Source organism: Janibacter melonis, from assembly GCF_020567375.1.
Taxonomy (GTDB): domain Bacteria; phylum Actinomycetota; class Actinomycetes; order Actinomycetales; family Dermatophilaceae; genus Marihabitans; species Marihabitans melonis.
In genome coordinates, this window is record NZ_JAJBZM010000001.1 from 640,607 (window position 1) to 662,376 (window position 21,770).

The following is a 21,770-nucleotide window of genomic DNA, read 5'->3' on the forward strand; positions in this document are numbered from 1 at the left end:
GCACCCTACGGCGTGCGGAAGATCGTGCGGTGCCACTCCTTGTGCGCCGCCCCGGTGATGTCGGTCATCACGTGCTTGACCTGCGTGTACTCCTCGAAGGAGTAGTGCGACATGTCCTTGCCGAAGCCGGACTGCTGGAAGCCGCCGTGCGGCATCTCGCTGATGATCGGGATGTGGTCGTTGACCCACACGCAGCCCGCCGAGATCTCGCGGGTCGCCCGCCCGGCGCGGTAGACGTCGCGCGTCCACACCGACGCCGCGAGCCCGTAGACCGAGTCGTTGGCCAGCGCGATCGCCTCGTCGTCGTCGGCGGCCGGCAGCACCGCGAGGACGGGCCCGAAGACCTCGTCTCGCACGATCTCGCTGTCCGCCGGGGCCCCGGTGACCAGGGTCGGCCGGTAGTACGCGCCGCGGGCGAGCTCGCCGGACGTCGGGGCCTCTCCCCCGGTGACGACCCGGGCGTACCCCTTCGCCCGCTCGACCATCGCCGCCACGCGGTCGCGGTGCTCCACCGAGACGAGGGATCCGAGGTCGGTCGCCTCGTCCCGGGTCGGCCCGAGGACGACCCGCTCGTAGAGCTCGGCGACCCCGTCGACGAAGGCGTCGTGGAGGCTCTCGTGGACGATCGCCCGCGTCGCGGCCGTGCAGTCCTGCCCGGAGTTGATGAGGGACCCGGCGACGGCGCCGTGGATCGCGGCGTCGAGGTCGGCGTCCTCGAGGACGACGAAGGGGGCCTTGCCCCCGAGCTCGAGGTGGACCCGCTTCGCGGTCGTCGCCGCCGCCTCGAGCACGGTGCGCCCGACCCGGGTCGAGCCGGTGAAGGACACCATGTCGACGTCACGGTGCCGCAGCAGGTGCGAGCCGGCGTCGGCGCCGCGCCCGGTGACGACGTTGACCACCCCGGCGGGCACCCCGGCCTCGAGGAAGGCCTCGGCGAAGAGCAGCGAGGTCGTCGGGGTGAGCTCGGAGGGCTTGAGGACGATGGTGTTGCCGGCCGCGATGGCGGGCAGGACCTTCCACGCGGCCATCTGCAGCGGGTAGTTCCACGGGGCGATCGAGCCGACGACGCCGATCGGCTCGCGGCGGATCGCCGACGTGTGGTCGGGGCTGTACTCGCCGCTCGCCAGGCCCGAGAGGTGACGCGCGGCGCCGGAGAAGAAGGCGACGTTGTCGACGGTGCCCGGCACGTCGAACTCGCGCGAGAGCCGGATCGGCTTGCCGCACTGGGCCGTCTCGGCCTGGGCGAGCTCCTCGGCGCGGTCGTCGAGCACCCGCGCGGTGCGGGCGAGCAGGTCCGAGCGCTCGCCCGGCGTCGTGCGCGACCACGTCGCGAAGGCGCTCCGGGCGGCCGCGACCGCGTGGTCGACGTCCCGCGGCGAGGCGAGGTCGACGACGTCGAGCACCTCGCCGGTCGAGGGGTCGACGAGGTCGATCTGCTCGCCCGAGCCCCGGCGACGGGTGCCGTCGACGATCTGGTGCATGTCTGCTCCTTGCCCGACCTCAGCCCGGCGGGCCGACGGTCAGCTCGTGGTGGTCACCGACCCGGACGAAGCCGAGCCGGTCGTAGTAGGGCTCGACCATGCCGGCGGGCGTGCGCACGAGCCGGTAGCCGTCGGTGCGGAAGGGGCCGTGCGGCCCGAAGACGACCTCGCCCGGGCTGCGGTCGCGGTAGCGCAGCGTGACGTAGTCGAGCAGGACCTGCGCCACGCCGTCGCCCTCGTCGCGCACGACGACGACGCCGACGGTCTCGTCGCCGGTGAGCACGAGGTAGGCGGCGTCGTGGGCGAAGGGGTCGTGGACGAAGCCAGGGGTGAAGCGGCGGATGTCGGCCTCGTGGACGCGCAGGACGTGGCGCAGGTAGGCGTCGTCGCCGTCGACCTGGAGCACCTGGTAGGCCCGCTCGTCGTGGCGGTCCCGCCAGCCCCGCACGAGGTAGACGACGTTGATGACGGCCAGGACGACGTTGAGCCCGACCATCGGCCACACGCCGACCGCGGCGTTGTACCCGATGAGCACGAGGCAGCCGAGCAGGTTGATCCAGCGCAGCCGGTGCAGGTTGGTCTGCAGGAGCGAGACGACGAGCACGGCGGAGCCGAGCCAGCCGATGACCTCCAGCGCCGTGCTGCTCATGGGCCGCAGGCTAGCGGGCGCCCGGCCGCGGCCGGGTCAGGTGCGGCGAGGCGTGGCGAAGGGGGGTCACCACGACGACCCAGCGGCGCTCACGACCTGGGCCTGGGTCGCTGGGCCGTCCCAGGTGCGCACGTCGTCGACGTGGCCGGCCCAGCCGGCGTGGCCGTGACCGGCCCCGACGAGGAGGTCGCCGACGTCGGCCAGCACCGGGACGGGCGACGAGCTCGTCCGCAGGGTCGACCCGATCGACCGCTCGTCGCTCTCGTGCATGACGTCGAGCCGCAGCTGGGGGCCGCCGGTCGCGCCCGGCAGGTAGGTGATGCCGACCGACCACCACCGCCCGGCCCGGGAGGGCTGGGCCGGGGCGTCGTCGACGACCCGGGCGAGCTCGGAGCCGCCGGCTCCGTGCAGCACAGCCTCGAAGCGGTCGGCCGCGGCGTCGCGGCGCACGGAGAGGGTGCCCGCCCCCTCGGCGGTCGTCACCGGCACGACCAGGGCCGTCTGGTCGTCGGCACCCGCGGCCCGCAGCCAGGCGGAGACGGTGAAGCCGGTGCTGGCGTCGAGACCGGTCCGGGCCCGCGCCCCCGTCGTCGCGCGCGGGGCGAGGGCGTCGGTGAGCGAGTCGGTGGGCACCCCCCGCGCCGGCCGGACGACCCGCTCCACCGGCGCGCTGCCGTCGCCGCGGGCGGCGGTCGTCAGGGCCGGACCACCCTCGACCTCGTTGTCGACGCGGTAGCCGGTCGTCGTGCGCACGGGCCGCATGGCGTAGGCGGCGGACACGTCGCTCAGCCGACCGTGCAGCGCGAACCACGCGGTGTCGGGGTGCGTGACGCCGGCGGCGTCGACCGCCCGGGCCTGCAGCTCGACGAGAGAGGCGTCGACAGGACGCGTCAGGGTGATCGGTCGTCCCGGGTAGGGCGTCGTCGTCCACGGGCCGACGATGCCGTTGACGCGCCAGCGGTAGGCGATCTCACGATCGGTGCGAGGCGCCGTGATCGTCCACGTCTGCGAGGAGTGGACGGGCACGACCGAGCCGTGGCGCGCCGACCCGCTGATGCTCGCCGAGCGCAGCACGGTGAAGGGGCACTCCGGGGACCAGCCCGACCACGCCCCCGTCGCGTCCTGCACCCGCCATCGCGCGGTGTGCTGGCCGTCGGTGAGCGTCGGCGACAGCCCGGCCGAGACGGTGGACCCGCTGGCGACGTGCGTCGACCCGCCGGGCACCGTCCGGGCCGAGACCCGCTGCCGGGGCCAGGCGTCCCAGATCTCCAGGCGGGCACGGACGGCGTCGCCGTCGGCGTCGGAGAGACGCACCGCGAGCCGCTGGGCGGAGGAGGGGCGCAGCACCTCCTTCCACCGGGTGGCAGCCAGGCAGCTGCGCCCGGCGACGGTCATGCCGTCGCCCCATCCCGGCGTCCGCGGGCTCGAGGCGGCGGCCGACGACGACGCGCGGGTCTCGGGCGCGGCCGCGGCGGGCGTGGCGAGGGCAGCCGGCACGGCGAGCGCACCGACGAGCAGGAGGGGGACGAGGCGGGGGCTGCGAGCGCGTGCTCGCCGACGTGGCATGCGCACAGTGTCCACGAGGCGACGTCGTCGTGCGGCCGGACGCACGAAGACCCGGACCGATCCGGTCCGGGTCTTCGTCTCACGGGTGGAGCTGAGGGGATTCGAACCCCTGACCCCCTCCATGCCATGGAGGTGCGCTACCAACTGCGCTACAGCCCCGAGCGTGATGCTCGCGCCCCCTGTGGGGACTGCGGAATAGTACCCATGCCTACCCCTTCGCCACCAAATCGAGCGGTCAGGCGATGACGCTCTCGGCCGCTGTCGCGTCCGGTGGGGCCCCGACGTTCCACTCGACGACGCGCCATCCGGCGCGTCCCTCCTCGAGCAGCGCCCAGTGGCAGTTGCGCAGCCCGCCCAGCGCGAGCCAGGCCTGCTGCTGGTCGAGGCCGACGAGGTCGACGACGAGGGTGCGGCCGGTGACCCCGTGGGTCGCGAGGACGACGCACTCGCCCGGCGCCATGGTCGCGACGACCTCCGAGACCGCGGCCCGGGAGCGCTCGGCGACGTCGGCGACGCTCTCGCCGTGGCCGCCGCGCACGAAGTCCTCGCCGCTCAGCAGGCGCTCGGCGTCCTCGGGGTAGCGCTCGCGCACCTCGGCCCCGGTGAGGCCCTGCCAGTCGCCGGCGTGGATCTCGCGCAGCCGCTCGTCGAGGGTGATCGGCACGCCGCACGCCTGCGCGACGTCACGACCGGTCACCTGAGCCCGGAGCAGGTCCGAGGCGACGACCCGCGAGGGCTGCAGCGCGACGAGCGCCTGCGCGGCCGCGCGGGCCTGCGCGTGCCCCCGCTCGGAGAGCTCGTGATCGAGCTGGCCCTGCCAGATCCCGCGCGCGTTGGAGTCGGTCTCGCCGTGCCGGAGCACGACGAGACGACGCGGCCGGCTCACGAGGGGTCGGTGGTCTCGTCCGGGGCGCCGGCGGCCGGCGACCCCGTCTGCAGGTCGAGGACCGGGCAGTCGCGCCAGAGCCGCTCGAGCTCGTAGTAGGCGCGCTCCTCCTCGTGCTGGACGTGCACGACGACGTCGCCGAAGTCGAGCAGGACCCAGCGCGACTCGCGGGCCCCCTCGCGGCGGAGGCGCTTCGCGCCGACGTCGCGCAGGGCGTCCTCGACGGCGTCGACGATGGAGGCGACCTGGCGCTCGTTGTCCGCGGAGACGATGAGGAAGATGTCGGTCAGGGGCATCTGCCCGCTGACGTCGAGGGCGACGACCGACTCGGCGATCTTGTCCTCGGCGGCACGGGCGGCGACGGTGGCGAGCTCGACGGCTCGGGTGCTGGCAGTCACGAGGTGGTGGGCTCCCCATCAGTGGGTCGGGTGTAGAGGGCGTACTTGTTGATGTACTGGACGACGCCGTCCGGCACGAGGTACCAGACCGGCTCGCCCTCGGCGACGCGGTCACGGCAGTCCGTCGAGGAGATCGACATGGCGGGCACCTCCTGGAGGGTGACCCGGTCCTGCGGCAGCCCCGACTCGCTGAGCTCGTAGCCGGGGCGGGTGACGCCGACGAAGTGCGCGAGCTCGAAGAGCTCGTCGGCATCCTTCCACGACAGGATCTGCGCGAGCGCATCGGCGCCGGTGATGAAGAAGAGCTCGTCGTCCGGTCGTGCGGCGCGCAGGTCGCGCAGGGTGTCGATGGTGAAGGTCGGTCCGTCGCGGTCGATGTCGACCCGGCTCACGGTGAAGCGCGGGTTGCTCGCGGTGGCGACGACCGTCATGAGGTAGCGGTGCTCGGGCGGGCTGACCGTGCGCTCCGCCTTCTGCCAGGGCTGCCCGGTGGGGACGAAGACGACCTCGTCGAGGTCGAGCAACGACTGCGCCTCCGAGGCCGCGACGAGGTGCCCGTGGTGGATGGGGTCGAAGGTCCCACCCATGACGCCGAGGCGCATGGTCAGTGCTGGCCCGGGCCCTCGTGGGGGGTGTCGTGGTCGTGCGCGCCGGGGGCGTGCTCGGTCGTGTGCGGCACCTTGTTCGCGGTGTTGCGGAAGGACCACAGCGACCCGAGCATGAAGGCGAAGACCGCGAGCGCGATGCCACCGAAGCCCCAGTGGCTGAAGGGCAGCTCGATGTGGTGCTCGGGGGCGGCCTCGGCGGCGTACGAGACGAAGGTGCTCAGCATGGCCCCAGCCTACCGGGCCCCGCGCCCGGCCCGCCCCGCGGCGTCGTCGGCCCGACTTGTCCACCGTCGTCGTGCACAGGGGTGTGCACGGCGACGAGGTCATGGGCCTCTCGCTGGGGACAACCCGGGTCCGTCCACCGTTCGTCGACCGGGCGCCCGGCGCGGTTGCCCCGTCGCGGTACCCAGGAGTAGACAAGCGGGTGCACCCAAGCCCGGCGCCCCCCTTCGCCCGGGGGCCTGGGCGGCAACGGGTCCCAGGGATAACGCACCTGCACCGGCGCGCGAGCGCGACGACGGCCTCCGGGCTGCCGGGTGACCGCAGGGACGGACCCCGGGGGCTCGACTCGGATCGCCCGGCGCCCCGCGCCGCCGCACGTCACCGCGGAGCCCACCCGGCCGGCTGGTCCGACGGCGCGAGGGCCCCTTCGAGACGATCGAAGGGGCCCTCGGCGCGTCGTCCGCGCGGGTCAGCGCACGTGGCCCTCGCCCTCGACGACCCACTTCGTCGTCGTCAGCTCGGGCAGCGCCATCGGCCCCCGGGCGTGCAGCTTCTGGGTCGAGATGCCGATCTCGGCACCGAAGCCGAACTCGCCCCCGTCGGTGAAGCGGGTGCTCGCGTTGACGAGCACGGCGGCCGCGTCGACCTCGGCGACCCAACGGCGCGACGCGCCGCGGTCCTGGGTGACGATCGCCTCGCTGTGACCCGAGCCGAAGCGCCGCACGTGCTCGAGCGCCGCGTCGAGGTCGTCGACGACGGCGACGCTCATCTCGAGGCCGTGGTACTCGGTGGCGTAGTCCTCGTCGGTCGCCGGCTCCGTCGGCACGTCGCCGGCGAGGGCCGCCGTGGCGGGGTCGACGTGCAGGCGCACCCCGGCGTCGCACAGCTGACGAAGGGCGACCGGCAGGAAGTCCGCGGCGACGGCGCGGTGGACGAGGAGCGACTCGGCGGCGTTGCACACGCTCGGCCGGTGGGTCTTGGCGTTGATCGTGATCGCCCGCGCCTGCTCGAGGTCGGCGGCCGCGTCGACGTAGACGTGGCAGTTGCCGATGCCGGTCTCGATGACCGGCACGGTCGAGCCGAGGACGACGGACTGGATGAGGCCCGCTCCCCCGCGCGGGATGAGCAGGTCGACGAGCCCGCGGGCCCGCATGAGGGCTGTGACCGACCCGTGCCCGCCCTCGAGCAGCTGCACGGCGTCGGCGGGCAGCCCGACCGTCGTCAGCGCCGAGCGCATGACGTCGACGAGGACGCGGTTGCTGCTCGCCGCGGCGCTGCCGCCGCGCAGGATGACGGCGTTGCCGGACTTCAGCCCGAGACCGGCGGCGTCGACGGTGACGTTGGGACGGGCCTCGTAGATCATCCCGACGACGCCCATCGGCACGCGGACCTCGCGGATCTGCAGCCCGTTGGCCAGGGTCGAGCCGCGCACGACCTCGCCGACCGGGTCGGGCAGCCCCGCGACGTCGCGCAGCGCCTGGGCGACCGCGGCGACCCGCTCCGGGTCGAGACGCAGGCGGTCCTGCAGGCTCTGCGCCATGCCCTGCGAGCGGCCGCGCTCGACGTCCTCGGAGTTGGCGGCGACGACCTGCTCGCTCGCCGCGTCGAGGGCGTCGGCGAGCGCGTGGAGGGCGGCGTCTTTCTCGGCGCGGGTGAGCAGGGCGAGACGGCGGGCGGCGACGCGAGAGCGGGTGGCGAGCGCGGTGACGAGCTCGACGTCCTCGGGGCTGGCCTGCGCCGGTCCGGCGGTCGTGGCGGTCATGACGACAAATCTAGGCGACGACGGCGCTCAGCCGGTCGGGTCGTCCGACCGGCGACCGGTCGACGCGCCCGGGGCGGGTCCCGCCGGGTCCGGGGCGGGTCCCGCCGGGTCCGGGGCGGCCTCGCCCGCTCCCCCCGCACCGGGTCGCGCGGGCGGCTGGTAGCCCGTCGGGAAGCACTCGATGACGCTCGGGTCGAGCGGTCGGTGCTCCTGCCGGCGCGCCTCCTCCGCGCGCCGCCGTGAGCGCACGACGAGGACGACGAGGGCCACGACCGCCACGAGCACGACGAGCAGGCCGGCGAGGAGCGGCAGGACGAGGGCTGCGGACATCGGGGCTCCTCGGGGACGGTCGCGTGGGCGGACGGTGTCCATGGTGCGCCCTCGCAGTGCCAAGATGGGCCGGTGAGCACGACGATCCTGTCCATCCAGTCCTCGGTCGCCTACGGCCACGTCGGCAACTCCGCCGCCGTCTTCCCCATGCAGCGCCTCGGCGTCGAGGTGTGGCCGGTCTCGACGGTGGTCTTCAGCAACCACACCGGGTACGGCCAGTGGCGCGGCCCGATGCTGCCGGCCGACGACGTGCGCGAGGTCATCACCGGCGTCGGCGAGCGCGAGGCCTTCCCCGAGGTCGACGCGGTGCTGTCCGGCTACCAGGGCGGCACCCAGATCGGTGACGTCGTCCTCGACGCCGTCGCCCAGGTCAAGGCGGCCAACCCCGACGCGATCTACGCGTGCGACCCCGTGATGGGCAACGCGAAGTCGGGCTGCTTCGTCCACCCCGACATCCCCGTGCTCCTGCGCGAGCGCGTCGTGCCGCAGGCCGACCTCATCACGCCCAACCAGTTCGAGCTCGGCTTCCTCACCGGCACCGAGCCCGACGACATGGAGAGCACGCTCGCCTCCGTCGACGCCGCCCGCGCGATGGGCCCCTCGACGGTGCTCGTCACCTCGGTGCTCCAGCCCGACCGCCCCGACGACACCATCGAGATGCTCGCGGTGCACGGCGACGGGGCCTGGGTCGTGCGCACCGAGCACCTGCCGATCAAGTGCAACGGCTCCGGCGACGTCACCGCCGCCCTCTTCACCACCCACCTGCTGCAGACCGGTGACCCGGCCCTCGCCCTCGGCCGCACCGCCTCGAGCGTGTGGGACCTCGTCAAGACCACCCTCGACTCCGGCCGCCGCGAGCTCCAGCTCGTCCAGGCCCAGGAGCACCTCGCCGCGCCCCGGATGCAGTTCGAGGTCACCCGCGTGCGCTGAGCCGCGAGACGCACCGCAGGACAGCGCGAAGGGGGAGCCGACCGGCTCCCCCTTCGTCATGGGTCGATGACGGCCAGGGGATGCGGCCAGGACCGGGATACCCCGGGCCGACCGGGACACCTCGGGGTGACCGGGACGTGTCCCGGTCAGAGCCGGGTGTCCCGGTCGCCGGCCGGTTGCCCGGCCACGACGGGCGAAGGGGTGCCCGCGCCGGTCAGCGGGGGTGGAGCGCCAGGTGGTCGCGGTGGATGACCTCGCGCTCGTACTCGGGCCCGAGGTCGGCGGCGATCTCCTTCGTCGAGCGCCCGAGCATGAGCGGCAGCTCGACCGAGCCGTAGTTGCTCAGGCCGCGACCGAGGACCGTGCCGTCGGGGCCGACGACGTCGACGGGGTCGCCGTCGACGAAGCTGCCCCGCACCTCGACGATGCCCGCGGGCAGCAGCGACTTGCCGCGCTGGGTGAGGGCCGTGACGGCGCCGGCGTCGACGACGAGCTCGCCGCGCGAGGTCGTCGCGTGCTGCAGCCACCACGTGCGCGGGGCCCGGCGCCGCTGCGCGGGCACGAAGACGGTGCCGACGTCCTCGCCGGCCAGGGCCGGTGCGACGTCGGCGGCCGAGGCGAGCATCGCGGTGATGCCGGCTGCGCCCGCGATCGAGGCGGCCTCGACCTTCGTCTGCATGCCGCCGGTGCCCACGCGTGAGCCGCGCGCGCTGACGTCGACGGCGTCGAGCTCCTCGCGGCCGCGCACGACGGGGATGCGGCGAGCGCCCGGACGCCCGGGCTTGTCGGTGTAGAGCGCGTCGACGTCGGTGAGCAAGAGCAGCGCGTCGGCGCCGACGAGATGGGCGACGAGGGCGGCGAGCCGGTCGTTGTCGCCGAAGCGGATCTCGCTCGTCGCGACGGTGTCGTTCTCGTTGATGACCGGCAGGATCCCCAGCGTGAGCAGCCGGTCGAGGGTGCGCCGCGCGTTCGTGTAGTGGGTGCGCCGGGTCGTGTCGTCGGCCGTCAGCAGCACCTGCCCGACGGTCAGCCCGTGCCGGCGGAAGGCCTGGTCGTACGCGGCGACGAGCGCCCCCTGGCCGACGCTGGCCGCCGCCTGCTGGGTCGCGAGGTCGCGCGGGCGCGACGGCAGGCCGAGCGGCCCGAGACCGGCCGCGATCGCCCCGGAGGAGACGAGGACGACCTGCGCGCCGAGCGCGACGCGGCCGGCCAGGGCGTCGACGACGCCTCGGAGCCGGTCGAGGTCGAGGTGCCCGCCGTCGGCCGAGGTGAGCGAGGACGAGCCGACCTTGACGACGACCCGTCGCGAGGACGCGACCCGCTCACGGGCCTGCTCGTCGGTGACCTCCAGCGGCGTCACGGTGCTCCTCGGGTCCGGGCGTCGGGGACGCGCCCCAGTCTGCGGCCTGTGGCCGCGTCAGTCCTCGTCGGTCCAGTGACCGGCACGGCGCTCGGCCGCGAGCTCCTCGCGGGCCGCGCTCTGGGCGTCCTTGCGGGCGTGGAACTCCTCGCGCCGCTCGGCGTTGGTGCGCCGGTCGCTGGGGTCGAGACGCGCGTCGGTGCCACGACCGCCGAGCAGCTCGGCACCGCCGACGAGGGTGGGCTCCCAGTCGAAGACGACGGCGTCGTCCTCGGGGCCGATGAGCACGGTCGAGCCGGCGACGGCGCCGGCCTTGACGAGCTGGTCCTCGACACCGGCGCGCGAGAGCCGGTCGGCGAGGTAGCCCACCGCCTCCTCGTTGCTGAAGTCGGTCTGGCGCACCCACCGAGTCGGGCGCTCGCCGATGACGCGGAAGACCTCGCCGTCGGAGGTGCGCTCGCGCCGCACGACGAAGCCGGAGTCGTCGACCCCCTTCGGGCGCAGGACGACCCGCTGCGGGACGACCTCTCGCTCGATGTCGGCACGCGCCTGCTGCACGTGGCGGGCCAGCGCGAAGGAGAGCTCCTTGAGGCCGGTGTGGGCGACGGCCGAGACCGTGAAGACCTCGAGCCCGCGCTCCTGGAGCATCGGGGTGACCATCTCGGCGAGCTCGTGGGCCTCGGGCACGTCGGCCTTGTTGAGCACGACGACCCGGGTGCGCTCCGAGAGCGGGATGCCGCCGAGGGCGTCGTCGCCGACGTAGGCGGCGAGCTCGGCCTCGATGAGGTCGAGGTCGCTCATCGGGTCGCGGTCGGGCTCGAGGGTCGCGCAGTCGACGACGTGGACGAGCACCGAGCAGCGCTCGACGTGGCGCAGGAACTCCAGGCCCAGGCCCTTGCCCTCGCTCGCGCCGGGGATGAGACCGGGCACGTCGGCGATGGTGTAGCGCATCGAGCCGGCCGTGACGACGCCGAGGTTCGGGACGAGGGTGGTGAAGGGGTAGTCGGCGATCTTCGGTCGCGCCGCCGACAGGACGGACACGAGCGAGGACTTGCCGGCGGAGGGGAAGCCGACGAGCGCGACGTCGGCGAGCGACTTCAGCTCCAGGACGATCTCGGCGCTCTCGCCGGGCTCGCCGAGCAGCGCGAAGCCGGGGGCCTTGCGACGCTGCGAGGCCAGGGCGCGGTTGCCCAGGCCGCCGCGCCCGCCCTGGGCGGCGACGTAGCGGGTGCCCTCGCCGACGAGGTCGGCGAGCACGTCACCGGCGCGGGTCTTGACGACCGTGCCCTCGGGCACGGGCAGGACGAGGTCCTCGCCGGCCGCGCCGTCCTTCTCGTCACCGGCCCCCGGGGCGCCGTTCTTGGCGCGCCGGTGGGGGCTGCGGTGGTAGTCGAGCAGGGTCGTGCTCTGCGTGTCGACGACGAGCACGACGTCACCGCCGTTGCCGCCGTTGCCGCCGTCCGGGCCGCCGAGCGGCTTGAACTTCTCGCGGTGGACCGAGGCCACGCCGTGGCCTCCCTTGCCGGCCTCGACGTGGAGGACGACCCGGTCGACGAAGTTCGTCATCTGCTTCTTCTCCTGGGGGTAGACGAAGGGGGTGGGTCAGCGTGGCGCTGACCCACCCCCTTCGACGTGGTGCCTGCGGGCGATCAGCTGGCGCTGTCCGCGAGGACGATGTTGACGACCTTGCGGCCGCGCTTGGTGCCGAAGTGGACGGTGCCGTCCGCGAGGGCGAACAGCGTGTCGTCGCCACCGCGGCCGACGTTGTCGCCCGGGTGGAAGTGCGTGCCGCGCTGGCGGACGATGATCTCGCCGGTGCCGACGACCTGGCCGCCGAAGCGCTTGACGCCGAGGTACTGGGCGTTGGAGTCACGACCGTTGCGGGTCGAGGATGCACCCTTCTTGTGTGCCATGTCAGGAAGTCCTTCGCTACTCGGTGGCGCTCAGGCCGTGATGTCGGTGATCTTGACCTGGGTGAGCGGCTGGCGGTGGCCCTGACGCTTCTTGTACCCGGTCTTGTTCTTGTACTTCATGATCGTGATCTTCGGGCCCTTCGCGGGACCGACGACCTCGGCCTTGATCGTCACCTTCGCGAGCTTGTCGGCGTCGCTGGTGATGGTGGAGCCGTCGACGAGGAGCAGCGGCTGGAGGTCGACGGCGTCGCCGGCCTCGCCCTTGACGCGGTTGATGAGGATGGTGTCGCCGACGGAGATCTTCTCCTGGCGGCCACCCGCGCGAACGATCGCGTACATCAGTGGGAACTCACTTTCGGTGTGCGTGGCGCGCTCTCTCTGTCTGACCGGCCGACAGTCCACCCGCCCCGCGAAGGGCCGATGGCGTCCGCTCGGTGGACGCACCAAGGGTCAAGAGTACCGGCGGGGCTACCACCGGCCAAACCCGCCCCCGGCAGGGCGGGCCTGGTCACTGCCGGGTCACTCCCCCGCGGTCGGCGGGCCGGCCTCGGAGGTGACCCGCTTGCGCTTGCGGCGCGGCGCGGGCGTCGAGGTCTGCTCGGCCTCGGGCGAAGGGGTGGGCTCGGCCGCGCCGCCCACGGCACCGGCGACGGCCGTGATCGGCTCGCTCGGCGCGGAGGCGGTGAGGTCGACGGCCTGGAGCGTGACCGGGGCGCCGCTGGTGGCGGCACGGCGGCCGCCACGCCGGCGCGGGGCCGGCTCGGGCTCGGGCTCGGGAGCAACCTGGGGGGCGGGCTCCTCGGCCGGCGCGTCCTGCACGGAGGTCGACGCGTCGTCGCGCACCTCGACCGAGGCCACCTCGTCCTCGCCCGCGGTGAGGTCGAGCTCGGCGACGTCGTCCTCGGCGGACTCGCCGGAGACGTTCTTGATCGCGGCGGCGTGGGCGGCCGCGGCGATCTGGGCCGCGGTCCGGCCGTTCTTGTCCTGCGGCTCGCGCTCGGGCTCGGCGGAGGAGCGCTGCTCCTCCCCCTTCGACCCGCGGCCCTTGCCCCGGCGCGACCGGGAGCCGGAGCCGCCCTGGTCGTCGTCCTTGGAGCCGCCGGTGCCACGCCCGCCGTTGCCGCCGTGACCGTGGTCGTGACCGCCGTCGCCGGAGACCGGCTCGGAGGAGACGATGATGCCGCGGCCGTGGCAGTGCTCGCACTCCTGCGAGAAGACCTCGATGAGCCCCGAGCCGACCCGCTTGCGGGTCATCTGGACCAGGCCGAGCGAGGTGACCTCGGCGACCTGGTGCTTCGTGCGGTCGCGGCCGAGGCACTCGAGCAGGCGGCGCACGACGAGGTCGCGGTTGGCCTCGAGGACCATGTCGATGAAGTCGATGACGATGATGCCGCCGATGTCGCGCAGCCGCAGCTGGCGCACGATCTCCTCGGCCGCCTCGATGTTGTTCTTCGTCACCGTCTCCTCGAGGTTGCCCCCGGAGCCGACGAACTTGCCGGTGTTGACGTCGACGACGGTCATCGCCTCGGTGCGGTCGATGACGAGCGAGCCGCCGGAGGGCAGCCACACCTTGCGGTCCATCGCCTTGGCGATCTGCTCGTCGATGCGGTGGCCGGCGAAGACGTCCTGCTGGCCGGTCCAGCGCTCGAGGCGGTCGGAGAGGTCGGGCGCGACGTCGTCGACGTAGCCCTTGATCTCGCGCCACGCGTCCTCGCCGGAGACGACCATCTTCGAGAAGTCCTCGTTGAAGATGTCGCGGATGACGCGGACGGTCATGTCGGGCTCGGCGTGCAGGACCGTCGGGGCGCCGCCCTTCTTGCCCTTCTTCGACTCGGCCTTCTCGCTGATGCGCTCCCACGCGGTGGTGAGCCGCTCGACGTCCTTGGTGAGCTCTTCCTCGCTCGCGCCCTCGGCGGCCGTGCGCACGATGACGCCGGCGCGGTCGGGGACGACCTGCTTGAGGATGGACTTGAGGCGGGCGCGCTCCTTGTCGGGGAGCTTGCGCGAGATGCCGGTCATGCTGCCCTCGGGCACGTACACGAGGTAGCGGCCGGGCAGCGAGATCTGCGAGGTGAGGCGCGCGCCCTTGTGGCCGATCGGGTCCTTCGTCACCTGGACGAGGACGGCGTCGCCGGAGGACAGCGCCTGCTCGATGCGGCGGGGCTGGCCGTTGCCGATGCCGTGGGCGTCCCAGTTGACCTCGCCGGCGTAGAGGACGGCGTTGCGGCCCTTGCCGATGTCGACGAAGGCGGCCTCCATGCTCGGCAGGACGTTCTGCACCCGGCCGAGGTAGACGTTGCCCACCATCGTCGAGGTCGTCTCGCGCGAGACGTAGTGCTCGACGAGCACGTCGTCCTCGAGGACGCCGATCTGCGTGCGCTCGCCGGTGGAGCGCACGACCATGACGCGCTCGACGCTCTCGCGACGGGCGAGGAACTCGGCCTCGGTGATGATCGTGCGGCGGCGGCCGGCCTCGCGGCCCTCGCGGCGGCGCTGCTTCTTCGCCTCGAGACGCGTGCTGCCCTTGACGGCCTGCGGCTCGTCGCGCTCCTTGCGGGCCTCGCGGACCTTCGTCACGGTGCCGGGCGGGTCCTCCTGACCCTCGCCCGAGCCGGAGCCGCGGCGGCGACGACGCCGGCGCCGGCTCGAGCCGCCGCCCTCGGAGTCGTCGTCCTCGTGGTCCTGGGCTGCGTCGTCGGCGTCGTCGGAGCCACCGGAGGTCTTGTCCTGCGCGTCCTGGCGGGCCTTGTCGCCCCCGCGACCACCGCGGCCGCCACGGCCGCGGCCGGAGCCACCACCGGAGGCATTGCCGCTGCCCTTGCCGGAGTCGTCGGCCTCGGCCGCGTCGTCGTCCGAGGAGGCCTGGGCCTCCCCCTTCGTGTCCTCGGTGCCCTCGTCCTCGGACGCGCTGTCCTCAGACTTGTTGCGGCCACGACCGCCGCGCCGGCGGCGGCGCCGGGGCTGGTCGGACTGCTCGTCGTCGTCCGCGGTGTCGGCGGCGCGGTCGTCCTGCGAGCTCTCCGGCTCGACGACGGGCTCGGGCTCGTCGTCCTGCGGGCGGGGCTCGGGCGCGGCCTGCGGGGCAGAGGCCGCGCGGCGGGCGCGGCGGGGAGCGACGGGCTCGGGGGCCTGGAAGAGCAGACCGAAGCTCGGCACGCTGGCGGCCGGCTCCTCGGGCTCGTCCTGCTCGTCGTCCGCCTCGGTGTCGTCCTCGGCGGTGTCGTCCGCGATGAGCTCGTCCTGGACCGCCTCGGGGGCGGGGTCCTGGGGGGTCTGGCTCGTCGCGACGCCTTCTTCGAGGGTCTCGTCGGTCGTGCTGGTCTCGTCGGTCGCCATGGTGGCACCTCCTGCGGCACCGCCGGACGCCACGACCAACCCCGATGAGGGGCCGTCCGGCCGCGTGTCGCGGCTCGGCGTGGCGGTCGTGCCACGCCCGGGAAGTCAGTGCTGCCCGGTGAAGGCTCGCGCCGAGCGCGTCACCCCATCGGGCCGACGGTGTCCTCGTCGGTCATCAGCGGATCGATGACCGTCGCGTCCGCCTCGTCCCAGACCCCCTGCTCGAGCCGGGTGACCATCGGTGGCCTCGGCGGTGCGAAGGGCGTGACGAGCGACAGCGCGGTGAGCACGTCGTCGGGGCGCACGGCCGGTGTGGTGTGCCGTACGACCATCGTCAGTATCGCACAGGGAGCATCGGGACCGGCCTCGACACGGGTCTCGCGGACGGGCTCGCGGGCGTCGAAGCTCTTGCGACCGCGCTTGAACATGCGCGACACCTCGACCCGCTCCTGCGCGAGGAAGGCGTCGACGACGCGCTGGAGCTCCTCGACCTCGACGCCGGCGAAGACCATCCGCCAGCGGCTCGCCTGCAGCCGGTCGGCGAGCGCCCCGGGCGTGGCGTCGACGACCTGGATGACGTCGATGCCCTCCGGCAGCGCCTCGTCGAGGGCGACTCGCACCGACTCCGGGTCGACGTGCTCGGTCACCGAGATCTCGAAGTACTCGGCCTCGCTGGCCATCCCCGTCGGGGCGCCGTTGGCGTAGGAGATCTTCGGGTGCGGGTGGAAGCCGGCGGAGAAGGCCATCGGCACCCCCGAGCGACGCAGCGCCCGCTCGAGCGCCCGGGCGAAGTCACGCGTCGAGGAGAAGCGCAGCCGCCCGCGCCGGGCGTACTGCACCCGCAGCTTCTGGACCGGTGGGGGCGGGGGCGGTCCGTCCGGGGTGCGCTGCGGTGACATGGCCACCAAGGGTACGGGGCGCTCCGGGGACGCCCCACCAGCCACGAGTTTCTCGGGTCACCCGATAAACCCCCGCTCAGCACGAGTATGAAACTCGTGCTGAGCCGGGGTAAGTCATGCTCAGCGGGCGAAGGGGGGGGGGGGGCACCGCGGGCCCGCGAGCCCCGGTCGGGGGGTGGGGCGCCACACCAGCCACAGGTTTCTCGGGTGACCCGATAAACCCCCGGTGAGCACGAGTCCGAGACTCATGCCGAGCCGGGGGAAGTCATGCTCAGCGGGCGAAGGGGGCGGCCGTCACCCCTCGAGGTGGCCCTCGCGGTGGAGGAAGTCGGTGATCGTCTGCCGCGGCCGGTCGCGCAGCTCGGGCCCGTGGGTGAAGGCCGCGAGCGCGTAGTCGACCTCGACGAGGCGGTGCGCCGTCGCCTTCGTCATCGCGTAGCTCGTGCAGAAGGACGCGACCGGCCACCGCACCCCGCGCACGTTGAAGATCGCGTCGCCGGTGACGAGCGTCCCGGTCGGCTCGTGGAGGAAGGACGCGTGCCCCGGCGAGTGCCCTGGGGTGTGGATGACCCGCAGCCCGCCCGCGACGTCGAGGACCTCGCCGTCGACGAGGCCCCGCTCGACCGGGACCGGGTCGAAGGACCCCTTCGCGAGGCGGTCGAGAAGCCGCCCGAGACGCAGCGTCCGGTCCCGCGGCGGCGAGGTGCCGGTGCGGGCGTGCTCGACGTCGTCCTCGTGGATCTCGAAGGACCGCCCCGTCTCGAGTGCGACGTGCGCCGCTCCCCCGGCGTGGTCCGGGTGCGCGTGGGTGAGGAGCAGCCGGGTGACGTCCGAGGGACCCGCGCCGATCGCCCCGAGCGCCGCCATGACCTTCGGCCCCGACCGCGCCACCCCCATGTCGAGCAGGGTCACCTGACCGTCGTCGTCGCGCAGCACGAAGCCGTTGACGAAGTCGCCGAGCAGCGGGATGCGCCACACGCCGGGGGCGAGAGGGACGACGAGGTCGCGCGCCATCGCACCAGCGTGGCACGGCCGACCTGACGAAGGGGGCCGCGCGCCCCCTTCGCTGCTCCTACGGTGTGCTCATGACACCCGTCGACCGCACCCGGCTGCGCCAGCTGCTGCAGACCGAGACCGCCGCCTACGCCGCCGCCAACCCCCGCAGCCGCGCGCTGCACGAGGAGGGGACGAACCTCTTCGGGCAGGTCCCGATGACGTGGATGCGGATGTGGGCCGGAGGGTTCCCGCTCGGCTTCGAGGCGGCGAAGGGGAACCGCGTCACCGATCTCGACGGGCACGAGCTCGTCGACCTCGCCCTCGGCGACACGGGAGCGATGGCCGGGCACTCCCCCGACGCCACCCTCGCAGCGATCCGGCGCCGGGCCCAGGACCTCGGCGGGCTGACGACGATGCTGCCGACCGCCGACGCGCAGTGGGTCGCCGCCGAGCTGACCCGGCGCTTCACCGTGCCGCGCTGGAGCTTCACCCTCTCCGCCACCGACGCCAACCGGTGGGCGGTGCGCCTCGCCCGGCTCGTCACCGGCCGCAGCAAGATCCTCGTCTTCGGGCACTGCTACCACGGCAGCGTCGACGAGACCTTCGCCCTGCCCGGCCCCGACGGCACGACCGTGAGCCGGCCCGGCAACGTCGCTCCCCCGGTGCCGCTCGACCTCACGACGCGTGCGGCGACGTGGAACGACCTGGCGAGCGTCGAGGAGCAGCTGCGCCACGGCGACGTCGCCGCGGTGCTCACCGAGCCGGCGCTGACGAACATCGGCATCGTCCTGCCGGAGGACGACTTCATGAGCGGGCTGCGCGAGCTCGCCACCCGGTACGGCGCCCTGCTCATGATCGACGAGACCCACACCTTCTCCGCCGGGTGGGGCGGGGCGACGACCGCGTGGGGGCTGCAGCCCGACGTCGTCGTCATCGGCAAGTCCATCGGCGGCGGGGTGCCGATCGGTGCCTACGGGCTGAGCGAGGAGCTGGCCGCGGACGTCATGCGGCGCACCGAGAGCGGCGACGCCGACATCGTCGACGTCGGCGGGGTCGGTGGCACCCTCGCGGGCAACGCCCTCAGCCTCGCCGCGGCGCGGGCCACCCTCGGCGAGGTCCTCACGCGGGAGGCCTTCGAGCGGATGGAGCGGCTCGCGACCGACTTCACCGCCGGGGTGCAGGACGCGATCGACGCCCAGGACCTGCCGTGGTCGGTGAGCCGGCTCGGGGCGCGCGCCGAGTACCGCTTCGCCTCCCCAGCCCCGCGCACCGGCGCGGAGTCGGCGGCCGCGGCGGACGACGAGCTCGACGCCTACCTCCACCTCGCGCTCGTCAACCGCGGCTACCTCATGACGCCCTTCCACAACATGGCGCTCATGTGCCCGACGACGAGCGAGGCCGACGTCGCCGGTCACACCGCGGTCTTCGCGGAGGTGACCGCCGCCCTGCGCGGCTGACTCCCCCCTTCGCCGCCCTTCGCCGAGGTATGGCAAACGGTCGTCATCGCCCTCGTGCGGCGACCGATCGCCATCCCTCGCGAGGGTGGGGGCGGGTCAGCGGGTGAGGAGCTCCACGAGGTGGATCGCCTCGCGGTCGGAGAGGTCGGCGACCTGGGTCTGGCAGGAGAAGCCGTCGGCGAGGACGACCGCGTCGGGCGCGGCCTCCATCGCCGGCAGCAGCTGCTGGCGCGCCACCTCGACGGACACCTCGTAGTGGCCGAGCTCGACTCCGAAGTTGCCCGCGAGCCCGCAGCACCCGCCGAGCCGCTGCACGGTGGCGCCGGTCCGGGCGAGCAGCGCCTCGTCGGCCTGCCACGTCATCACCGCGTGGTGGTGGCAGTGCGGCTGCGCGACGACGGTCGTGCCGGTGAGGTCGGGCGCGCTCCAGCGGCCCTCGTCCTGCGCCACGACGAGCAGCTCGGCGACGGTGCGCACGCCCTCGGCGACCGAGCGGGCCGTGTCCGTGTCGACGAGACGCGGCAGGTCGTGGCGCAGCGCTGCGGTGCAGCTCGGCTCGAGACCGACGACCGGGACCCCGGCCGCGACCGCCGGCGCCAGCGCCTCGCTCGCCTGCGCGAGGGTGCTCGCCGCCCGGTCGAGCTGTCCGGTCGAGATGAGGGTGAGCCCGCAGCAGCCCCGCTCCGCCGGGACGAAGGGGGTGTACCCCGCCTGCCGCAGCAGCGTCACCGCGGCCTGGCCGACCCGTGGCGAGAAGTGGTCGGTGAAGGAGTCGACGAAGATCGCGACGGGGTGGTCGAGGCCGGCGGCGTCGCCGGCCGGACGGACGAGGCCCTCGCCGTCGGCCCAGGCCCGGAAGGTCTGGCGCGCGAAGGTCGGCAGGTTGCGGCGGGGGTCGACGCCCGCGAGCGGCAGGGTGAGCCGCTTGGCCCCCGGCAGCGACGTGAGGGCGTTGACGACCCGGGGCATGCGCGAGGCGATCCGCGAGAGCTCCGGCAGCCGGCCCAGCGAGTAGTGCGAGCGCGGGCGCAGCCGCCCGCGGTAGGTCTGGTGGAGCACCTCGGCCTTGTACGTCGCCATGTCGACGCCGGTCGGGCAGTCGCTCGCGCAGCCCTTGCACGACAGGCACAGGTCGAGGGTCTCGTGCACCGCCGCGTCGCTCCAGCCGCCGCTGATCGTGCCGCCGTCGAGCATCTCCTGCAGCGCGCGGGCGCGGCCGCGGGTCGAGTCCTTCTCCTCGCGGGTGGCGAGGTAGCTCGGGCACATGACGGTGCTCGACGTGCCGGCGGCCCGGCACTTGCCGACCCCGGTGCAGCGGTGCAGCGCCTGGCTGAGGTCGCCGTCGTCCTCGGGGTAGGCGAAGGCGAGCCCGTCGCGCGACCGGGTCACCGGGCGGGCGCGCGGGATGCGCAGCGAGGCCTCGGCCGGGTCGGGGTCGACGAGGACACCGGGGTTGAGCAGCCCGTGCTCGTCGAAGGCGTGCTTGACCGCGCCGAAGAGCGAGATGACCTCGGGCGAGTACATCCGCGGCAGCAGGGCGCTGCGGGCGCGCCCGTCGCCGTGCTCGCCGGACAGCGAGCCCCCGAGCGAGGCGACGAGGTCCGCGGCGTCCTCGACGAGCGAGCGGTAGCGGGCCGGGGCGCCCGGCGAGGCGAGGTCGACGTCGAGGCGGATGTGCAGGCAGCCGTCGCCGAAGTGGCCGTACGGCAGCCCGGTGACGTCGTGCTCGGCGAGCAGCGCGTCGAGCCGGCGCAGGTACTCGCCCATGCGCTCGGGCGGCACCGCGGCGTCCTCCCACCCGGCGTGCGCCGGCCGGTCGCGCGGCGAGCGGCTCGACAGCCCGGCGCCGTCCTCGCGGATGCGCCACAGCGCCCGCACCTCGGCCGGGTCGGTGACCACCCGTGCCTCGACGGCCGGGATCTCGGCGACGACGCGGCGGGCCGCGGCCATCGCCTCGCCCTCGTCGGCCCCGGTGACCTCGACGAAGAGCCAGGCGGCCCCCTTCGGCAGGTCGGGGACAGCGGCCGGCCCGCGACGGCGGGCGGTGACCTCGACGATGCGGCGGTCGATGCCCTCGGCGGCCACGGCGCCGAGCCCGCGCAGCAGGTGGGCGACGTCGCCGGCGGCGTAGATGTCCTCGAAGCCGAGCGCGACGAGGCAGGTCGCCGACGGGTCGGTGACGAGGCGGACCCGGGCCTGGGTGACGACGGCGAGGGTCCCCTCGGAGCCGACGAGCATCCGCCCGACGTCGCGGCCGTGCTCGGGCAGGAGGTGCTCCAGGGCGTACCCGCTCACCTGCCGGCCGAAGCGGCCGAGCTCGGTGCGGATCGTCGCGAGGTGGTCGTCGGTGAGAGCGGTGAGCCGGGAGACGAGGTCGTCGGCGCCGGTGAGCGAAGGGGTACCCCCAACCCCCGTCGTCGTCTCGACGGCGCGGCCGTCGGCGAGCAGCAGGCTCATCGCGGCGATGTTGTCGGACGTGCGTCCGTAGCCGAGCGCGCGGTTGCCGCAGGCGTTGTTGCCGATCATCCCGCCGATGACGCAGCGGGTGTGGCTGCTCGGGTCCGGGCCGAAGCGCAGGCCGTGCTGGCGCGCGCTCGCCTGCAGCGTGGCGTGCACGGTGCCGGGCTCGACGAGCGCGGTCCGGCTCTCCGGGTCGACCTCGAGCACCCGCCCGAGGTGACGGCTGGTGTCGACGACGATGCCCGGGCCGATCGCGTTGCCGGCGCACGAGGTGCCCGCACCGCGTGCCGTGAGGGGCACGCCGGTGCTGCGGGCGACGGCGAGCGCCGCGGCGACCTCGTCGGTGTCGCGGGGCAGCACCACCGCGCGCGGGGGCACGCGGTAGATCGAGGCGTCGGCCGCGTACATGCCGATCGACAGCGGGTCGGTCCGCACGTCGGCGATGCCAGCACGGCGCAGCTCGGCCCCGAGGTCGTCCAGGCTCACGCTCATGCGCGCCATCCTCTCCCGGACCGCG

19 protein-coding genes and 1 tRNA gene are annotated in these 21,770 nt (G+C 74.1%); 2 read left to right on the forward strand and 18 right to left on the reverse strand.

All coding sequences use genetic code 11. The features are described from left to right. Window positions 1-5: 5 nt before the first annotated feature. The 10 genes from LIV55_RS02990 to LIV55_RS03035 all read right to left on the reverse strand — a co-directional run bounded on the left by LIV55_RS02990 (window position 6) and on the right by LIV55_RS03035 (window position 7,902). On the reverse strand, window positions 6-1,481 hold the full coding sequence (locus LIV55_RS02990) for a gamma-aminobutyraldehyde dehydrogenase (RefSeq protein WP_229299132.1): 1,476 nt from the start codon (window positions 1,479-1,481) through the stop codon (window positions 6-8). Between the two features lie 19 nt (window positions 1,482-1,500). Then, on the reverse strand, window positions 1,501-2,130 hold the full coding sequence (locus LIV55_RS02995) for a YgjV family protein (protein WP_229299133.1): 630 nt from the start codon (window positions 2,128-2,130) through the stop codon (window positions 1,501-1,503). Between the two features lie 66 nt (window positions 2,131-2,196). Further along, window positions 2,197-3,696, reverse strand: a complete 1,500-nt coding sequence (locus LIV55_RS03000; protein WP_229299134.1) for a LamG-like jellyroll fold domain-containing protein — start codon at window positions 3,694-3,696, stop codon at window positions 2,197-2,199. Window positions 3,697-3,782: 86 nt separating this feature from the next. Beyond that, a tRNA-Ala gene (locus LIV55_RS03005) sits at window positions 3,783-3,855 on the reverse strand. Window positions 3,856-3,931: 76 nt separating this feature from the next. Continuing rightward, on the reverse strand, window positions 3,932-4,582 hold the full coding sequence (locus tag LIV55_RS03010) for a histidine phosphatase family protein (protein ID WP_229299135.1): 651 nt from the start codon (window positions 4,580-4,582) through the stop codon (window positions 3,932-3,934). Continuing rightward, window positions 4,579-4,980, reverse strand: coding sequence for a ribosome silencing factor (rsfS, locus tag LIV55_RS03015; RefSeq protein ID WP_123092824.1), 402 nt, complete (start codon window positions 4,978-4,980; stop codon window positions 4,579-4,581). Before rsfS ends, LIV55_RS03010 begins: the two co-directional genes overlap by 4 nt. Beyond that, complete coding sequence (gene nadD / locus LIV55_RS03020; RefSeq protein ID WP_264156490.1) at window positions 4,977-5,582, reverse strand: nicotinate-nucleotide adenylyltransferase; 606 nt, start codon at window positions 5,580-5,582, stop codon at window positions 4,977-4,979. Before nadD ends, rsfS begins: the two co-directional genes overlap by 4 nt. Window positions 5,583-5,584: 2 nt before the next feature. Further along, window positions 5,585-5,812, reverse strand: a complete 228-nt coding sequence (locus LIV55_RS03025) for a hypothetical protein (protein WP_068274932.1) — start codon at window positions 5,810-5,812, stop codon at window positions 5,585-5,587. 467 nt (window positions 5,813-6,279) lie between these two features. After that, window positions 6,280-7,572 carry a glutamate-5-semialdehyde dehydrogenase gene (locus tag LIV55_RS03030; protein ID WP_123092823.1) on the reverse strand — a complete coding sequence of 431 codons (1,293 nt, stop codon included), beginning with the start codon at window positions 7,570-7,572 and terminating at the stop codon, window positions 6,280-6,282. Between the two features lie 27 nt (window positions 7,573-7,599). Beyond that, window positions 7,600-7,902, reverse strand: a complete 303-nt coding sequence (locus tag LIV55_RS03035) for a hypothetical protein (RefSeq protein ID WP_229299136.1) — start codon at window positions 7,900-7,902, stop codon at window positions 7,600-7,602. Between the two features lie 72 nt (window positions 7,903-7,974). Between LIV55_RS03035 and pdxY the strand changes: the two genes are divergently transcribed. Next, window positions 7,975-8,832, forward strand: coding sequence for a pyridoxal kinase PdxY (gene pdxY / locus LIV55_RS03040; protein ID WP_191680908.1), 858 nt, complete (start codon window positions 7,975-7,977; stop codon window positions 8,830-8,832). A 214-nt stretch (window positions 8,833-9,046) separates the two neighbouring features. Here the strand turns inward: pdxY and proB are convergent, their stop codons facing one another. The 7 genes from proB to LIV55_RS03075 form a co-directional block, all read right to left on the reverse strand. Then, window positions 9,047-10,192 (reverse strand): glutamate 5-kinase, encoded by a 1,146-nt coding sequence (proB, locus tag LIV55_RS03045; RefSeq protein ID WP_232311846.1) that lies wholly within the window; start codon window positions 10,190-10,192, stop codon window positions 9,047-9,049. Window positions 10,193-10,249: 57 nt separating this feature from the next. Then, the gene (obgE, locus tag LIV55_RS03050; RefSeq protein ID WP_123092821.1) at window positions 10,250-11,758 is read right to left on the reverse strand and encodes a GTPase ObgE; all 1,509 of its coding nucleotides are present in this window, start codon (window positions 11,756-11,758) and stop codon (window positions 10,250-10,252) included. Between the two features lie 83 nt (window positions 11,759-11,841). Next, window positions 11,842-12,105: a 50S ribosomal protein L27 gene (gene rpmA, locus LIV55_RS03055; RefSeq protein ID WP_068274920.1), complete on the reverse strand. Its 264-nt coding sequence runs from the start codon at window positions 12,103-12,105 to the stop codon at window positions 11,842-11,844. Between the two features lie 30 nt (window positions 12,106-12,135). Then, window positions 12,136-12,444: a 50S ribosomal protein L21 gene (gene rplU, locus LIV55_RS03060; protein WP_068274917.1), complete on the reverse strand. Its 309-nt coding sequence runs from the start codon at window positions 12,442-12,444 to the stop codon at window positions 12,136-12,138. A 180-nt stretch (window positions 12,445-12,624) separates the two neighbouring features. Next, a complete protein-coding gene (locus tag LIV55_RS03065) occupies window positions 12,625-15,441 on the reverse strand; it encodes an Rne/Rng family ribonuclease (protein WP_229299137.1) in 2,817 nt (938 codons plus the stop codon). Window positions 15,442-15,581: 140 nt separating this feature from the next. Continuing rightward, window positions 15,582-16,340, reverse strand: a complete 759-nt coding sequence (locus tag LIV55_RS03070; protein ID WP_191563357.1) for a TIGR03936 family radical SAM-associated protein — start codon at window positions 16,338-16,340, stop codon at window positions 15,582-15,584. A gap of 294 nt (window positions 16,341-16,634) precedes the next feature. After that, window positions 16,635-17,354 (reverse strand): MBL fold metallo-hydrolase, encoded by a 720-nt coding sequence (locus tag LIV55_RS03075; protein ID WP_229299138.1) that lies wholly within the window; start codon window positions 17,352-17,354, stop codon window positions 16,635-16,637. A 71-nt stretch (window positions 17,355-17,425) separates the two neighbouring features. Between LIV55_RS03075 and LIV55_RS03080 the strand changes: the two genes are divergently transcribed. Next, a complete protein-coding gene (locus LIV55_RS03080) occupies window positions 17,426-18,793 on the forward strand; it encodes a transaminase (RefSeq protein ID WP_229299139.1) in 1,368 nt (455 codons plus the stop codon). A gap of 96 nt (window positions 18,794-18,889) precedes the next feature. Here LIV55_RS03080 and LIV55_RS03085 read toward each other — a convergent pair whose 3' ends face one another. Next, entirely contained in the window at window positions 18,890-21,745 is a 2,856-nt protein-coding gene (locus LIV55_RS03085) for an FAD-binding and (Fe-S)-binding domain-containing protein (RefSeq protein ID WP_229299140.1), read from the reverse strand. Window positions 21,746-21,770 lie beyond the last annotated feature (25 nt).

Bases quoted from the DNA above. Each gene is read 5' to 3' on its own strand.
- LIV55_RS02990 (WP_229299132.1), bottom strand. From the start codon at position 1,481: ATGCACCAGATCGTCGACGGCACCCGTCGCCGGGGCTCGGGCGAGCAG.
- LIV55_RS02995 (WP_229299133.1), bottom strand. From the start codon at position 2,130: ATGAGCAGCACGGCGCTGGAGGTCATCGGCTGGCTCGGCTCCGCCGTG.
- LIV55_RS03000 (WP_229299134.1), bottom strand. From the start codon at position 3,696: ATGCCACGTCGGCGAGCACGCGCTCGCAGCCCCCGCCTCGTCCCCCTC.
- nadD (WP_264156490.1), bottom strand. From the start codon at position 5,582: ATGCGCCTCGGCGTCATGGGTGGGACCTTCGACCCCATCCACCACGGG.
- LIV55_RS03025 (WP_068274932.1), bottom strand. From the start codon at position 5,812: ATGCTGAGCACCTTCGTCTCGTACGCCGCCGAGGCCGCCCCCGAGCAC.
- LIV55_RS03030 (WP_123092823.1), bottom strand. From the start codon at position 7,572: ATGACCGCCACGACCGCCGGACCGGCGCAGGCCAGCCCCGAGGACGTC.
- LIV55_RS03035 (WP_229299136.1), bottom strand. From the start codon at position 7,902: ATGTCCGCAGCCCTCGTCCTGCCGCTCCTCGCCGGCCTGCTCGTCGTG.
- obgE (WP_123092821.1), bottom strand. From the start codon at position 11,758: ATGACGAACTTCGTCGACCGGGTCGTCCTCCACGTCGAGGCCGGCAAG.
- rpmA (WP_068274920.1), bottom strand. From the start codon at position 12,105: ATGGCACACAAGAAGGGTGCATCCTCGACCCGCAACGGTCGTGACTCC.
- rplU (WP_068274917.1), bottom strand. From the start codon at position 12,444: ATGTACGCGATCGTTCGCGCGGGTGGCCGCCAGGAGAAGATCTCCGTC.
- LIV55_RS03065 (WP_229299137.1), bottom strand. From the start codon at position 15,441: ATGGCGACCGACGAGACCAGCACGACCGACGAGACCCTCGAAGAAGGC.
- LIV55_RS03070 (WP_191563357.1), bottom strand. From the start codon at position 16,340: ATGTCACCGCAGCGCACCCCGGACGGACCGCCCCCGCCCCCACCGGTC.
- LIV55_RS03075 (WP_229299138.1), bottom strand. From the start codon at position 17,354: ATGGCGCGCGACCTCGTCGTCCCTCTCGCCCCCGGCGTGTGGCGCATC.
- LIV55_RS03080 (WP_229299139.1), top strand. From the start codon at position 17,426: ATGACACCCGTCGACCGCACCCGGCTGCGCCAGCTGCTGCAGACCGAG.
- LIV55_RS03085 (WP_229299140.1), bottom strand. From the start codon at position 21,745: ATGAGCGTGAGCCTGGACGACCTCGGGGCCGAGCTGCGCCGTGCTGGC.